Source organism: Cohnella luojiensis, assembly GCF_004564235.1.
GTDB classification, from domain to species: domain Bacteria; phylum Bacillota; class Bacilli; order Paenibacillales; family Paenibacillaceae; genus Cohnella; species Cohnella luojiensis.
Genome location: NZ_SOMN01000001.1, coordinates 15,755 through 30,438 on the forward strand (window position 1 = coordinate 15,755; position 14,684 = coordinate 30,438).

Consider the following 14,684-nt stretch of genomic DNA (forward strand, 5'->3'; position numbering starts at 1 on the left):
GCGAATATGTTGAAAAAATGGTTTAGTCTAAGCTTGAGTGTCGTCTTGGCGGTTGTTTTAACGGCCTGCGGCAGCAATAACGCCGAATCGAGTAAGGAACCAGCAACGGCATCGACAAGCAGTGAAGCTCCATCGGCTTCCGCATCCGCATCCGCATCGGCGGAGAAGAAGGTTATTAAATACTGGACGGATGACCGTCATGACCAAGAGTACATCAAAGAGCTAATCTCTCAATTTAATTCCTCGAACCCGGACAACATCGAAGTCGAGCTAACGGTTCTATCGGAGAATTTCAACCAAAGTGTAGATATAGCGTTCTCCAGTAATCAAGCGCCGGACGTTCTTAGATTGAAGAGCGCAAACACCGAACTCTTTTACAAAAAAGGATACTTAACCCCATTAGATGACTATCTAACAGGCGAGAACGAAGGAATGAAGACGAAGTTCTCCACCGGTATTATAGACAATGTTAACCGTTTCGGCGGCAAGCTATATTCTCTTCCGAATACGGGTCTGACTTTACGGCTTGTGTATAACAAAGACCTGTTCGAGAAAGCGGGCATTACCAGCCCTCCGGTCTCTCTGCAAGAAATGGTGGACGCTGCCAAGAAAATTACCGAAGCGGGCAAGAAAGACGGTATCTATGGTTTTGCCCTGAATTTCAAAAACCCGAAAAGCGCCTTCGACCGTTCCGTACGCGAGATCTTGTCTCTTAGCGGTCACCAAGGACTTGGATTCGACTTAAAAACCGGCAAGTTCGACTTTGCCCCTTATGCACGGGTTATCGAATACTTTAAACAAATGTATGACGATGGCAGCATTCTGCCTGGAGCGGAAACGCTTGATATCGATCCGCTGCGCGCCCAATTCGCAGCTGGCAAGATCGGCATGTATCTAAGCTTCTCAACTGAGCCCGGCGTGTATAAGGACCAGTTCCCGACTGACATCAATTGGGGTGGAGCCATAGCCCCGTCGATTGACGGAACGCAACTAGGAACATCGGAAATCGTATCGGCCGGCACATGGCTTGGAATAAACGAGAAGTCAGAGAACAAGGATGCGGCTTGGAAATTCATGGCTTACATGTATGGCGATGATATTCAAACTACTTATCACGAGAAAGGCTTCGGGATCGCTATCGTGCCAAGCATTGCGGCTAAGGCGAAAAATCCGGATATCAAAGGAATGGAAGGATTTCTTGTCGGCAAATCCGACTCCCTGTGGCCGGTATCCCCTACCATTACTCCAGAGGGACTTAATTACGGCGATGCTTTCTTCAAATATATGATTTCCGGTGGAGATTTACAGAAAATTACAGACGATTTGAACACCCGGTATAACGCAGCCTTAACTGCAGCAGTAGCGAAGGGCGACGTTAATGTAACCGCTCTTCCGGACTTTGATCCAAGCAAGCTGCAAGCAAAATAATATGGCGAGGGCAGGGGCTTTCGTGAGCTGTTGACGAAAGCCTCTTTCTCATTCTTGTAAGGAGGGTAAAAAATGTTCAGTTGGAGGCGGCTGCAAGAAAATTCTCTGTTTTTATTCCCGAGCGTCATCCTTACCCTGGTATTAGGTATCTATCCATTACTATGGATGCTGCGTTTTATGTTTTATGATTATCCCGGTTACGGCGACGAGCTGTTCGTCGGCTTGGACAATTTCGAGCGGTTGGCGAGAGATTCCGAGTTCTGGAAATCGGTTCAGAACACATTCGTGTTCGCGGCCGGCAAGCTGTTGATAACGATTCCGTTGTCTCTGCTTCTGGCTGTTCTATTAAACAAGAGCTTCCGAGGACGTAATCTGTTGCGGGCAGTTTATTTCATGCCAACGATCATTAGTACGGCAGTAATTTCTGTCGTCTTCTATATTATCTTCAATTCCTATAACGGCATGGTCAACCAGCTTTTGATGAAATATCATCTGATCGATCAGCCCGTTCCCTGGCTGGGACCTAAATATGCCATGCTGACCGTAATTCTTGTGGCGGCATGGGGAGCTGTCGGCAACTATATGCTGCTGTTTCTTGCCGGGCTGCAGAGCATTCCGCAGGATCTATACGAAAGTGCTTCAATCGACGGAGCGAATGCCGTACAGAGGTTTCGGTATATTACGATTCCAATGCTGGGACCCATTATGCAGATCATTATTATGCTGGCGATTATTGCTTCGCTGAAAGGGTACGAAAGTATAATGGTCATGACCGACGGAGGCCCAATCGGCAAGACTGAGGTCATGTATTTATACTTGTATAAGCTGCTTTTCCCGGTTCCGACAGGCCCGCCCGTCGAACAACAGCTGGGTTACGGGAGTGCCGTTGGTTTTGCGACGGCTATTATCGTTGGACTAATCACGGCGATCTATTATTTTATGACCAAAAAAATGAACAAGGTATTCTAGGAGGCGAGTCTGCTAATGAACGTACAATCGTTATCTATTGAAAAATCATCGGCACGGCTCGCTAGAACCGTAAGTCGCGCGGTAATTTGGTTGTTTTTACTGGCGACGGCGCTTCTGACCTTGTTTCCTGTATTAATGACGTTATCCGGTTCTTTGAAGAGCAACTCCGAACTGATGACCGGCGGCGGACTGCTGCCTAAGGTGTGGCAATTCGCCAATTATTCGCAAGCGTGGGAGCAAACTAATTTCGCCCGATTCACATGGAACAGTCTATTTCTGAGTATCTCTGTAACGATTGGCACACTTCTTGTAGCGGCCATGGCTGCGTATGTCGTCGACCGAAGGCAATTTCCGGGGAAAGCGCTCTATGTCGGAGTTCAGGCATCGACGATGTTCATTTCCGTTGGGGCAATTGTACTGCGGCCGCAATTCGATCTTATGGTCAAGCTTCATTTGAATACATCGCTGTGGGGGGTCATTCTCATTCTTGTGAGCGCCCATGCAACGACATTCTTTATTCTGATCGGCTTCTTCAAAGCGATTCCAAGGGATCTTGATGAAGCGGCTATGATTGACGGCTCAGGTTTTATTCGCACCTTCTATAAGATCATTCTTCCGTTGCTGGCGCCAGGGCTGGGGATTTCCGGACTGTTCGCGTTTCGGCATGCGTGGAATGAATATATTTTACCGCTCGTATTTACAATGACGAATCCGCAATTGCAGACGCTGACGGTAGGGTTGGCGAATCTTCGTTACGGCACATCTGCCGCTATGCAGACCCATCTTATGATGGCTGGAGCTTGCTTGTCGATTCTGCCTATGCTGCTTGTCTATATGGTTGCGAACAAATCGTTCATGCAGGTCACGGCAGGTTCTATTAAAGGTTAGAGGAGGGAAATCCCATGAACGAATTTACGATCGGCCCGCTGCATTCCAGCAAGGTTATCCACCGTCATCCTTCAAATCCGATATTGGCGCCGAAGGATGTCCCTTACGGCCCTGCGATGGTGTTTAATGCTGGAGTTACTAAATTTCAAGGAAAATACGTTATGGTATTCCGCAACGATTACGGGGATGCCGACAAACATACGATCCTACCGCATAGCACGACCAATCTGGGAGTTGCGTTTAGCGATGATGGGGTGAAATGGGATGTCAAAGCTACACCCTGCTGGACTTGGAACGATGAAGAGGTCATCCGGGTTTATGACCCGCGGCTAACCGTTATCGACGACAAATGCTACATGTGTTTCGCGGTAGACACGAAGCATGGGCTGCGCGGAGGGATCGCCGTGACCGAGAACTTCGAGAGCTTCGAGGTGCTCAGCCTATCCTTGCCCGATAATCGGAACATGGTGTTGTTTCCGGAGAAGATAGCGGGGCATTACGCGCGGTTGGAAAGACCCTTTCCGGTTTATAGCCGAGGAGGAATCGACCGCTTCGATATGTGGATGAGCGATTCCCCTGATTTGCGCTATTGGGGCAACTCCAAACTGCTGCTTGCGGTCGAACAGGTTCCCTTCGCTAACGACAAGGTTGGACCTGGAGCTCCCCCAATCAAGACGGAGAAGGGGTGGCTGACGACGTTCCATGCAGTCGATATCGACCACAGCCGAGGTAAGAACGGATGGGAGGATATATGGAAGAAGCGATATACGGCTGGGATTATGTTGCTCGATTCGGATAATCCGAGCAGAATTATCGGCTTGGCGAAAACTCCTCTGCTCGCTCCCGAGGCGGCTTACGAGATTGATGGCGGGTTCCGCAACCATGTCATTTTCCCGGGAGGCATGATTCTCGAGGAATCCGGCGAAGTGAAAATCTATTACGGTGCCGCCGATACGGTGGAATGCTTGGCAACTGCTCATGTAGATGATTTAGTGCGTCTATGTTTGGAGGAGAGATAAATATGAGCTTTGATCAAGTGACATTGCCGGCAGAAAATATACCGGTATCCCGCGATGTCGATGTCGTTGTAGCCGGCGGCGGTGCGGCGGGCATTGCTGCAGCGATAAGCGCTGCGGCTAATGGCGCGAATACGCTTCTCATCGAGCAAAGGGGATTTCTCGGTGGAATGGGAACGGTTGCCCTCGTTCCGGCGTTCTGCCCATTTACCGATAAAGAGAAACCAATCATCCGCGGCATCGGGCTGGAGCTAATGGAACGGATGAAGCAGGCTTGCAATTCGGATTACAGAAATAATTACGAGAATACGCTGGATTGGGTGCCCATTGATCCAGAGGTGCTCAAGAGGATTTATGACAACGCTGTGATAGAGAGCGGTGTTTCGCTTTTGTTTCATACCTTCGTGTATGATGTTCTGCTTTCCGAGGATAAAAGAAACATTGAAGGCGTGATTATCGTAAACAAAACGGGGCGTTCATTCGTGCGATGCCGTTATGTCATAGATGCCAGCGGAGATGCCGATATAGCAGCCTTAGCCGGGGTGCCGTTTCAGAAGGGCGGAGAGCAGGGAGAGCTGCAACCGGGAAGTATGTGTTATTTGCTTGCCAATGTGGACAAGAAGAGGTTTGAACGGTTTCTTCGGGAATCCGGAGATTCGGGCCAGCTTCACCGCGCGGTGGAACGGGCAATTGCCGACGGATCGCTGCCGGAAGGACGCAAGTCCGTTTCGGGTTTGGCATGGGTAAACGATTATCTGGTCGGCGTTAATTTCGGGCATGTATTCGGGATCGACGGCACCAAGGCGGAGGATTTAACCCGCGGGGCTATCGAAGGCCGCGCGCTGGCGGAAAGGCAGACCCGGTTTTTCCGCGAATACGTTCCAGGCTTCGAGAATGCCCATATGGTTGCCAGCGGAGAACAGGTAGGCATTCGTGAAACGAGGCGAATTCAAGGGGATTATGTACTTACGGGAGAGGACTTTATGGAGGCTCGCTCCTTCCCTGACGATATTGCGCGTAACGCTTATTATATCGATATTCATTTAGCTAACAGCAAAGGAAGCATGACCTTCACCCACCTGCCGCCTGGCCAATCTCACGGAGTCCCTTACCGCGTCCTTCTGCCGCTTGGCATAGACAACCTGTGGGTACCGGGAAGAGCGGCTTCCTCCGACAGGGCGGTTCAAGGGTCTCTTAGGGTGATGCCGAATTGCTTCGCAATGGGGCAGGCATCCGGAACGGCTGCCGCATTGGCGTTAAGCTCAACCGCCAAGTCTCGAGAAATTCCTATTGCAAGGCTTCAGCAGCTATTGCTTGAGCAGGGTGCATGGCTCGGTGAAAGCTTTGTCGGCGCTGCCGTAGAAGGACAATTGGAAGTCGATGTGGCTGACAGTTGAGAGCGATTCCTTTGGCAGACGATTTATTTTACGGAGCGGTTTCCCTCGAGCATATAGATGGGGGGATCAAGCCATGGCGAATTCCGTATCGGGATCTCGCGTTATTTCTGCCGAACGGGATCGATTCGAAAGCGGAAATCTGTGCTGGAGTAAGGCTTCGGCTGCGAACCGATTCTACATCTGTTATCATCATGTTCGCACCTCTGGAAGAAGCTGCCCGTATGGATTGCACAGTGGATGGAGCTTTGCATTCAACGGTAGCGTTGCTTAAGGGAGATAGTGCAGCTCCATTCACTATGCTGCCCGGTGAAATGGCGGATTTGGAGATTTTCTTGCCTCAAAATACCGGCATGACGATAATCGGCTTGCGAGTGATGTCTTGCGCGGAATTTGCTTTTTTCCCGGATCAAAGGCCGAAATGGGTAACCTACGGCAGCTCTATCACCCAGTGCGTCGACGCGCGGAGCCCATCTTATACTTGGCCGGCTATTGCCTCCCGGAGATCCCAATTTAACCTGACATGTCTCGGATTCTCGGGGAATTGTCACCTAGAGCCAACGGTCGCCCGGATGATCCGGGATTTGCCGGCGGATTTCATTTCCCTTTGTGTAGGGATTAATGTCTATGGAGCAGCCACGCTTAGCCCTCGAACCTTCAAGCCGGCGCTTATTGGAATGTTGGAGACGATTCGGGAGAAGCATAGCCATACCCCGCTGCTGGTCATCTCACCCATTTATGCTCCGGATCGCGAGACAACGGAGAATAAGCTGGGCTTTACGTTAATCGCAATGCGCGAAGAGATTAGCCAAACGGTAGCTCTGATGCAAAATCGGGGTGACCGCCGCATTTTTTATCTGGATGGATTAGAATTGCTTGGTTTAGCTGACGCAGATCATCTTCCGGACGGCCTTCACCCGGATGCCTCTGGCTATGAGCTAATGGCAGATCGTTTTGTGGATAGAGGGATTAACGCATTGCGTGATAAAGGTATTTTTTTATAAGTAATAAATGATATTGACATATCGACGATTGTCGATATAATAAAATGTATGAAACCCATTGAAATATTCAAGGCTCTATCCAACGAATCGCGGCTTCAAATTCTGGAATGGCTCAAGGATCCGGAACAACATTTTACGCCCCACGAAGGGATTGATATGCGCACGATCGGGGTATGCGTAAGCCAGTTCACGGACAAATTGAACATGACGCAATCAACGGCTTCGCAATATCTTGCGATGCTTCAAAGAGCCGGACTCATTAAGACGAAGCGGATCGGCAAGTTTACGTATTACCAAAGAGATGAGCAAGCCATTCGTGAAGTAGCGGATTATTTTAAGCAACAGATGTAAATCGTTGAACTGAATTTCGATAACCGGAGTTCAGTTTGATTTTTCGGAAATCATATCGACAATTCGTGATATATAATTATTAAATGAAGGAGAGGAATTTCTTTGTCAAACACATGGAAAGTTTATATTTTGGCTATCGTCAGTTTTTTAGTCGGAACGTCAGAGTATATCATATCAGGTATTTTGGATAAGATTGCAGATTCGCTTGGAACATCGCTGGCCGCAGCAGGGCAGCTCATCACCATTTTCTCGCTTGTTTATGCCATTGGTACCCCCATCTTAATGGCTTTGACTGCTGGCATGGATCGACGGAGGTTAATGATTTACGCTCTTGGACTGTTCGTACTCGGGAATATCCTTTCATTTGTTTTACCTGGCTATGGACTGTTTGTCGCCGCACGGATTATTATGGCCCTTGGCGCAGGGATGGTTGTCGTGACGGCTTTGAGCATTGCGGCCAAAATAGCTCCGCCTGGCAAGCAAGCCGGTTCGATTGCAACGGTCATAATGGGTTTCACGGCTTCGTTGATTATCGGCGTGCCCCTTGGAAGAGTGATGGCTGAAGCATTTGGGTGGAAGTCTGTTTTCGCAGGAATTGCTGTATTGGGGTTGCTCGCGATGATCGTGATTGTCCTCGCTATTCCGCACATCAGGGGAGATAAACCGATTCCGTTGGTCCGACAGCTTGGCCTTTTGAAGAAAAGAAAAGTGGCCATCGGGCTGTCCATCACTTTCTTCTGGCTAGCTGGATACTCGATTGCGTATACCTATCTGTCGCCTTATCTGCTTGCTGTTTCGGGGATAAGCGACAAGTGGATTAGCGGTGTATTGCTTATTTTCGGGATTGCCAGCTTGATCGGGTCAAAATTCGGAGGCTACAGCACGGATCGCTGGGGAATCCCGGTTACGTTAATGGGCGGTATGGTACTGCACATTGTTATGCTGATTGTGTTGTCGTTCGTGACGAACACATTGGTCGGCGTGGTGGCCATCCTTATCGTATGGTCATTCGCGGCCTGGTCATCCGGTCCGACTCAGCAATATCTATTGACGACGATCGAGCCGGAATCGACAGGAACGATGCTTGGTCTCAACCAGTCCATGATGCAATTGGCCATGGCTGCGGGAGCCGGAATCGGAGGTATTGTCGTGGAGAAGGTTTCACTTGCATCCGTATCGTGGATCGGGGCCATCGGCGTTGCCGTGGCGGTCGCATTGGCATATTCACTTACCGTTTCCGACGTATCCAAACGAAAGAAGTAATATGACACAAGTATTTAAACAATCATCGTACTCTTTGTAGTCGATTAGCCAAAGTGAAACAAACCTTTCCATTGTGATATACTGTTTATACAATAAGCAGTTTTAACCGTAGATCGGCTATGGAGGCCATGAAATGACGCAGAACGGCAGTCACGAGGAGCAAGAAGAAGTGTTGAAGAGTTTGCCTAACGGCGTGACGCTAAGTTGGGGGATCATTAAACAACCGCGAAGAGGGCCGAAGGGCGAGCTAAGCATCGAAAAGATCGTTGCGGCGGCTATCGCCATCGCCGATCAGGATGGGCTCCCCGCCGTCTCGATGAGTCGGGTTGCCCAATCTTTGGGGTACTCGACCATGTCCCTTTACAGATACATTGCGAGCAAAGAAGATCTTCTTATCCTCATGCAGGACGCCGTAAGCAATGTACCGATTCCCCCGGAAGACGCCGCCTTGGACTGGCGCGATGGCATGAGGGAATACGTGAGAGTTTGTGTCCAGGTTTTCCGGGATCATCCTTGGTACAGCGATATCCCGATCATGAGCATCCCCACTACGCCGAATACCCTTCAAATCATTGACTGGCTATTGCGTACGATGCGGGATTTCCCGTTAAACGACTACGAGAAAATATCGTTCGTTCTCTTGTTAAGTAGTTACGCGAGGGCGTGTGGAATGATACAACGGGATATGGATCGGGTGATCCAATCAGGGAGAAGCCCGGAATCCTTCAGCGGGTCCGACTATAGCGCGGCATTGAAGTATCTGGTGAAGGCGGATCGATTCCCGGACTTGTATCCGGTTATTCATTCCGGTGCCTACACGGACGATACCGACAGTCCGATCGGCAACGATCTCGATTTCGGATTGGAACGGATTCTAGACGGTATCGCGCATTACCTAGAAAATAAACGGAAATAAAAAAGAACAGCGATTCGGCGATGCCGAGTCGCTGTTCTTCATTACCGGAGTCCCGCGTTTCGTCGGAATGCGATGAAACACCAAGAGATGGAGAAGATAAGGATGACCGCACACCATCCGATTGCCCACCAGCCTTGATGTTGTATCGGGGTGCCTGTAAGCAATCCGCGAATGGTCTCGATAACCGGCGTGATAGGCTGGTGGTTCGCGAAACCTTGCAACCAGTTCGGCATCGTGCTCGTCGGGACGAACGCGCTGGATAGGTAGGGGAGGAACAGCAGCGCGAATCCGTATCCGCTGGCTGCGGACGGACTGCCGGTTACTAACCCGATGGCCGCGAAAAGCCAAGTAAACGTCAGGATGAACAAGATAATGACGCCAAGAGCCGCCAACCACTCTATGCCGTTAGCGGATGGCCGAAATCCGACGAGCAAAGCGACGCCGATGACGACGATCGAGGCAACGAGGTTGCGGGCGAGACTAGCGACCACGTGTCCAGTGACAACGCTCAAGCTTCGAATCGGCATCGTGCGGAAGCGGTCGATGATGCCGTTCGTCATGTCTTGCGCGACATCGACGGCGGTACTGGACGAACCGAATCCCGCACAGAGCAAGATAATTCCCGGTACGACGTAATTCACGTAGTTCCCGCCCGGATCGATTGCCCCTCCAAACACATAAGTGAAAAGCAACATAAGCATGATAGGGAGCATAATAGCCATAATCAGCGCCTCGGCATTGCGTAAGCTGTGACGAATGCTGCGTCCGATGAAGACGACGTTCGTCATGCCGAAAGACGCGGGTTTCCTGACGGATGGTGGTGTATTCACGCGTATGATTCCTCCCGTTCTTTGGATGTTAAAGCTAAGAACACATCGTCCATGCTCGGCTTACGGATGCTTACCTGCGTATCCGGCGGCAGGGAGTGAGCTAGCTCGTTTAGCGTGAGCATGACATCTTGGATTTTGCCGCTCGTGGGGACGACGAGGAGGAGTTCATCGTGTCCGTTGCGCAGTTCAAGTACTTCGCCGCCCAAACGAGATTTCAGTTGTACGGCAGTCCCGGCTGTAGCGACGCGACCTTGGTCGATGACCGCGATGCTGTCCGCAAGCTGATCCGCCTCCTCCAAATATTGCGTCGTGAGGAAGATGGTAATGCCTTGCTCTTTGAGCTGAATAATGTTGTCCCACAAGGCACGCCGGCTGATCGTATCGAGACCTGTCGTCGGCTCATCCAAGAACAATACGGGCCGGCTGACCACTAGGCTAATGGCAAGATCAAGCCGTCGGCGCATGCCGCCAGAGTAGGTCTTGACGCGCTTTTTCGCGGCAGCGGCCAAATCGAAGCGAATCAGCAATTCGGAGGTCCGGATACGGGACTCAGCTGTCGTCAAGCCGGAAAGCTTGCACATCATAAGCAAATTTTCCTCGCCGGTCAGCACTTCGTCGACCGCCGCGAATTGTCCCGTAAGGCTGATGGACTTTTTAACCTCGTTTTTGTCGCGTACAACGTCGTAACCGGCTACGCGCGCCGATCCCACATCCGGATTTATAAGCGTAGACAGGATGTGGATGAGCGTTGTTTTACCTGCGCCGTTAGGGCCGAGCAACGCGAAAATGGTACCCGGCATTACTGCCAGATCGATACCGTTGAGCACGACCTGGTCGCCGAATCTTTTACGTAACCCATTCACTTCGATAGCGAATTTAGGCATTGGAGTTCACCCTTTCTGTTCTCATTAACTGCGGATAACATAAACAGTATATTATGTATACAGTTTATTCGCAATATAAAATTTCCATTCTAGCGCTATAGCAGAGGAAATCGGAAAATAAGTTATTAAGGTAAAACCTCCCAAAAATACGGGACTTGCATCGCCAATAAAGAGCGGCTGTCCGAAATGTGAAATTCACATTCCGTACAGCCGCTCCTTTTCCTTACAGTACCTCATTTACCCAATGGCAACAATAGCCAAAAGATCAAAACGTTCTGGCTGACTCCTTGGCTTTGGCGATCGCTTTTTCCTTGATGGATGGGGCTTGATCCGGCATAGCCGCCATCCCCTCGACAAAGATACCTTCGAATGACGGCACGCCGATAAACTGCATGATTTTCCGAAGGTAACTATGCCCGCTCTCCATGGATGCCGCGGGCCCTTCCGTATAAACACCGCCGGAGGCTTGAATATGAATCGCTTTTTTGTCGGTCATTAATCCAACCGGACCGCTCTCGGTATATTTGAACGTTTTGCCGGCGATGCAAATCGCATCGATGTAGGCTTTCAAGATCGGCGGGAAGGAAAAATTCCACATCGGCGATACGATCACGTATTTATCCGCGCTTATGAACTGTTCGAGGATTTCATTCATCCGTCCGACCTTGGCTTTCTCCGAATCGGAAAGCTTATCGAATTCCGAACCTGAGCGAAGCTTTCCCCATCCGCTGAATACATCCACGTCAATGTGCGGAATATCCGTCCTGTACAGATCGACCTCGACAATTTGGTCTCCCGAATGGGCTTGCTTATAAGCTTCGATGAATTCTTTCCCGACTGCCATGCTGTAAGAAGCTTGATCGTCATGAGGGTGCGCAGTGATATAGAGGAGCGTTGCCATTCCGTTTCATTCATCCTTTCGGTAATCATATTTTTCTCTTGATATCCTTTAACGAGCAGGTGTAATTTATTCAGCTTTTCTCTCTTGACAGTTACTTTTTAAACAAGGCTGTCCATGGGCGGTGTCCAATGTTCAACATCGTGTTTAATATTCGCATATTATTGCAGCTAGCAGGATAATCGGAATGGGTTGCGAATCGTTTACATGAGATTACTAGCGATGAAAGAAGGTTATCGGAATGAGCGGAGAAGCGGGGATCGGGGTCATTGGACTCGGCGGAATGGCGCGATATCATATCGAGCAGCTTGGGAAAATAATCGGAGTGAGAATCGTCGCCCTGTGCGACGTTAGCAAGCAGGCACTAGAGGAAGTCGGCGACAAGTTAGGAGTTGCGGAAGACAAGCGGTATGATTCGATTGAAGCGCTTATCGGGGACGCGGAGGTAGACGGCATCGTCTCCGTAACGCCGAATGATTCTCATGCCGCTATTCTGAAAGCCTGCATAGAAACGGGCAAGCCGTTGTTCGCGGAGAAGCCTCTAACGAGGACTCTTGCGGAGGCGGAGGAAGTGCTAGCATTATACGAGAGCAAGCCGATTCCGCTGCTAATCAATTTCTCCTATCGCAACGGGCCTGCTTTTCAGTTCGCAAAGGAATTCGTTCGAGAAGGAAAGCTTGGCCGGATCAATCATTTGTTCGTGCAGTACTTGCAGGATTGGGGCTCGACGGTGAAAGATACCCCCTTTCTCTGGCGCTTCGACGAAGCCGTTACGGGAACGGGTACCCTTGGGGATTTAGGCTCGCACATGATGGATATTGCGGAGTACGTAACCGGCGGCCGCATGGTTGAATTGCAGGCGATGTTGCAGACGATCGTGCCGGAGCGCAAAGATCCGAAGACCGGGGAACCGGTTGCCGTTCGCGTGGACGATTTCGCTTGCTTCAACGCCAGGTTCGAGAACGGCGCCATCGGCGTGTTCCAGACCTCGCGTAACGCGCTAGGCAGCGGGAACCAACACGAGATCAACTTGTACGGCGAAGCGGGAACGCTTTACGTTAGTACGCTTAACGATCGCCAAGTCGTTTGGACTTATCCGAAGGAGGACGGCAGCGGAACGGTAACCGAGACGATCGAAGTTCCGGCGGATAAGGGACTAAACCCCTGGCAGGAATTTGCCCTGCGGATTCGCGGGGAGCAGCAGGCGAATCCGGAATTCGCGTCGCTGCAAGAAGGATACCGGAATCAATTGTTACTGGAGACCGTGGTACGGGCTCATCTCAGCCGGTCGGTCATTTCGGTATAAACGCAAGCTTAGGTGTCAAACCTTCCGACAGCCAATCGGAAGGTTTGACACCTTTTTTGTTTATAGCCAATTGGATGGTTTCAAGGGAGTAACGCTACACCCCATTCGCGTAATGTAAGCGGTTACGAAAATTATAGAAATCCCTCCATAATGAAGGCGTAACACAACAACAAATCGAATTGGGGGAAACAAGTCAATGAGAAAGCGGATATCTTTGTTACTATCTTTAGCGCTCTTATTTCTATTAGCGGCGTGCGGAGGAGGTAACAACAACAACGCGAGTCCGAGTGACAGCGCATCCTCGGCCAAGCCGGCCGAAAGCTCGGCGAAGGCGTCGGAACCTGCGAAGAAAGTCACCATTGAGTATTGGCATACTTATTCGGATTCCGAAGAGAAGGTATTGACGGAGAAAATCAAACCGATGTTCGAGGAGGCCTATCCGAACATAGAGCTAAAGCTGACCCGTATGCCGTACGAAGGCTTGAAGGATCAGGTCATCGCGGCCGTAGCCGGGGACGCGGCGCCGGACTTGATGCGGATGGATATTATTTGGGTGCCCGAGCTCGCGTCCAAGGGTGCTCTAAAGAAACTGAACGATCTACCGGGGTTCGACGACGTGAAAGCAAGCGTATTCGAAAGTCCAATGCAGACGAATTTCTATAAAGGCGATTATTATGGCGTGCCGCTAAACACGAACACGAAGATCGCCGTCTACAACGCGGATACCTTAAAGGAAGCCGGTCTTGACCGCGCGCCTGCCACGATGGATGAACTCGTCGAGGCGGCACGCGCGCTGAAGGGGAAGAACAAACAAGGAATCGGTATTTCCGGTATCCATGCCTGGGGCTTGCTGCCTTACTTCTGGAGCCTTGGCGGTACGGTGACGAACGAGGACTATACGAAGGTCGACGGATTCTTGAACAGTCCGGAGAGCGTCAAGGCTTTGGAAACGATCGTAAGCTGGAACAAAGAAGGCCTCGTCATCTTGGCATTGCTCGGCGGCGAGCCGGGCGCATGGGACGGCCTCAAATCGGGTCAGTACATGATGATCGACGACGGTCCGTGGTTCTTTAGCATCCTGATGGGCGACGCGGCGAATACGTTCAATCCGATCGACAAGACCGTGCGGGCATTGTTGCCTGCGGGGCCTGGCGGAAGCCGCTCCGTCGTCGGCGGCGAGGACCTTGTCACCTTCTCCAATTCCAAGCACCCTGAAGAAGCATGGACGTTCATGAAGTGGATGCTCGGCGAAGAGCCGCAGCAACTCATGGTCGAGGCGGGAATGATTCCTACCAATAAGAATGCCGCCAATGCGATAGATACGACCAAGAACCCGTATATCGCGCCGTTCATAGAGCAGTTGAACACGGCGTTGCCGCGTACTCCGATTCCGCAATGGGGCGAGATGGAGACGATCTTTAACCTAAGCTTCGAAAAAGCGATCCGCGGCGAACAAACCGCTGCCGAAGCATTGAACGAGGCGGTCAAGCAAATAAACGCGGTATTGGGCGGATAACCTATCCAGCTAATAAACCGA

At 50.6% G+C, this 14,684-nt stretch carries 14 protein-coding genes; 11 read left to right on the top strand and 3 right to left on the bottom strand.

Annotation, left to right across the window (positions count from 1 at the left end):
* The first annotated feature begins 6 nt into the window (after positions 1-6).
* The 9 genes from E2980_RS00065 to E2980_RS00105 all read left to right on the top strand — a co-directional run bounded on the left by E2980_RS00065 (position 7) and on the right by E2980_RS00105 (position 9,229).
* Complete coding sequence (locus tag E2980_RS00065; RefSeq protein WP_135150091.1) at positions 7-1,428, top strand: ABC transporter substrate-binding protein; 1,422 nt, start codon at positions 7-9, stop codon at positions 1,426-1,428.
* 72 nt (positions 1,429-1,500) lie between these two features.
* A complete protein-coding gene (locus tag E2980_RS00070; protein ID WP_135150092.1) occupies positions 1,501-2,397 on the top strand; it encodes a carbohydrate ABC transporter permease in 897 nt (298 codons plus the stop codon).
* Between the two features lie 15 nt (positions 2,398-2,412).
* A complete protein-coding gene (locus E2980_RS00075) occupies positions 2,413-3,285 on the top strand; it encodes a carbohydrate ABC transporter permease (RefSeq protein ID WP_135150093.1) in 873 nt (290 codons plus the stop codon).
* A gap of 14 nt (positions 3,286-3,299) precedes the next feature.
* Positions 3,300-4,304 carry a glycoside hydrolase family 130 protein gene (locus E2980_RS00080; RefSeq protein WP_135150094.1) on the top strand — a complete coding sequence of 335 codons (1,005 nt, stop codon included), beginning with the start codon at positions 3,300-3,302 and terminating at the stop codon, positions 4,302-4,304.
* A gap of 2 nt (positions 4,305-4,306) precedes the next feature.
* Entirely contained in the window at positions 4,307-5,698 is a 1,392-nt protein-coding gene (locus tag E2980_RS00085; RefSeq protein ID WP_135150095.1) for an FAD-dependent oxidoreductase, read from the top strand.
* Between the two features lie 11 nt (positions 5,699-5,709).
* Entirely contained in the window at positions 5,710-6,699 is a 990-nt protein-coding gene (locus E2980_RS00090; protein WP_240702778.1) for an SGNH/GDSL hydrolase family protein, read from the top strand.
* Positions 6,700-6,747: 48 nt separating this feature from the next.
* Entirely contained in the window at positions 6,748-7,050 is a 303-nt protein-coding gene (locus tag E2980_RS00095; RefSeq protein ID WP_135150097.1) for an ArsR/SmtB family transcription factor, read from the top strand.
* A gap of 102 nt (positions 7,051-7,152) precedes the next feature.
* Positions 7,153-8,313, top strand: a complete 1,161-nt coding sequence (locus E2980_RS00100) for an MFS transporter (protein ID WP_135150098.1) — start codon at positions 7,153-7,155, stop codon at positions 8,311-8,313.
* A gap of 133 nt (positions 8,314-8,446) precedes the next feature.
* Positions 8,447-9,229 (top strand): TetR/AcrR family transcriptional regulator, encoded by a 783-nt coding sequence (locus E2980_RS00105; RefSeq protein ID WP_135150099.1) that lies wholly within the window; start codon positions 8,447-8,449, stop codon positions 9,227-9,229.
* Positions 9,230-9,270: 41 nt separating this feature from the next.
* Here the strand turns inward: E2980_RS00105 and E2980_RS00110 are convergent, their stop codons facing one another.
* The 3 genes from E2980_RS00110 to E2980_RS00120 all read right to left on the bottom strand — a co-directional run bounded on the left by E2980_RS00110 (position 9,271) and on the right by E2980_RS00120 (position 11,844).
* Positions 9,271-10,017 (bottom strand): ABC transporter permease, encoded by a 747-nt coding sequence (locus E2980_RS00110; protein WP_135150424.1) that lies wholly within the window; start codon positions 10,015-10,017, stop codon positions 9,271-9,273.
* 38 nt (positions 10,018-10,055) lie between these two features.
* Complete coding sequence (locus E2980_RS00115) at positions 10,056-10,943, bottom strand: ATP-binding cassette domain-containing protein (RefSeq protein WP_135150100.1); 888 nt, start codon at positions 10,941-10,943, stop codon at positions 10,056-10,058.
* A 265-nt stretch (positions 10,944-11,208) separates the two neighbouring features.
* Complete coding sequence (locus E2980_RS00120; protein WP_135150101.1) at positions 11,209-11,844, bottom strand: FMN-dependent NADH-azoreductase; 636 nt, start codon at positions 11,842-11,844, stop codon at positions 11,209-11,211.
* Between the two features lie 238 nt (positions 11,845-12,082).
* Between E2980_RS00120 and E2980_RS00125 the strand changes: the two genes are divergently transcribed.
* Both E2980_RS00125 and E2980_RS00130 read left to right on the top strand, forming a co-directional pair.
* Positions 12,083-13,147, top strand: coding sequence for a Gfo/Idh/MocA family protein (locus E2980_RS00125; protein WP_135150102.1), 1,065 nt, complete (start codon positions 12,083-12,085; stop codon positions 13,145-13,147).
* 196 nt (positions 13,148-13,343) lie between these two features.
* On the top strand, positions 13,344-14,663 hold the full coding sequence (locus tag E2980_RS00130; RefSeq protein ID WP_135150103.1) for an extracellular solute-binding protein: 1,320 nt from the start codon (positions 13,344-13,346) through the stop codon (positions 14,661-14,663).
* Positions 14,664-14,684: the final 21 nt, after the last annotated feature.

Coding starts and splice junctions, on each gene's coding strand:
- E2980_RS00065 (WP_135150091.1), top strand. CDS start 7: ATGTTGAAAAAATGGTTTAGTCTAAGCTTGAGTGTCGTCTTGGCGGTT.
- E2980_RS00070 (WP_135150092.1), top strand. CDS start 1,501: ATGTTCAGTTGGAGGCGGCTGCAAGAAAATTCTCTGTTTTTATTCCCG.
- E2980_RS00075 (WP_135150093.1), top strand. CDS start 2,413: ATGAACGTACAATCGTTATCTATTGAAAAATCATCGGCACGGCTCGCT.
- E2980_RS00080 (WP_135150094.1), top strand. CDS start 3,300: ATGAACGAATTTACGATCGGCCCGCTGCATTCCAGCAAGGTTATCCAC.
- E2980_RS00085 (WP_135150095.1), top strand. CDS start 4,307: ATGAGCTTTGATCAAGTGACATTGCCGGCAGAAAATATACCGGTATCC.
- E2980_RS00095 (WP_135150097.1), top strand. CDS start 6,748: ATGAAACCCATTGAAATATTCAAGGCTCTATCCAACGAATCGCGGCTT.
- E2980_RS00105 (WP_135150099.1), top strand. CDS start 8,447: ATGACGCAGAACGGCAGTCACGAGGAGCAAGAAGAAGTGTTGAAGAGT.
- E2980_RS00110 (WP_135150424.1), bottom strand. CDS start 10,017: ATGACGAACGTCGTCTTCATCGGACGCAGCATTCGTCACAGCTTACGC.
- E2980_RS00115 (WP_135150100.1), bottom strand. CDS start 10,943: ATGCCTAAATTCGCTATCGAAGTGAATGGGTTACGTAAAAGATTCGGC.
- E2980_RS00120 (WP_135150101.1), bottom strand. CDS start 11,844: ATGGCAACGCTCCTCTATATCACTGCGCACCCTCATGACGATCAAGCT.
- E2980_RS00125 (WP_135150102.1), top strand. CDS start 12,083: ATGAGCGGAGAAGCGGGGATCGGGGTCATTGGACTCGGCGGAATGGCG.
- E2980_RS00130 (WP_135150103.1), top strand. CDS start 13,344: ATGAGAAAGCGGATATCTTTGTTACTATCTTTAGCGCTCTTATTTCTA.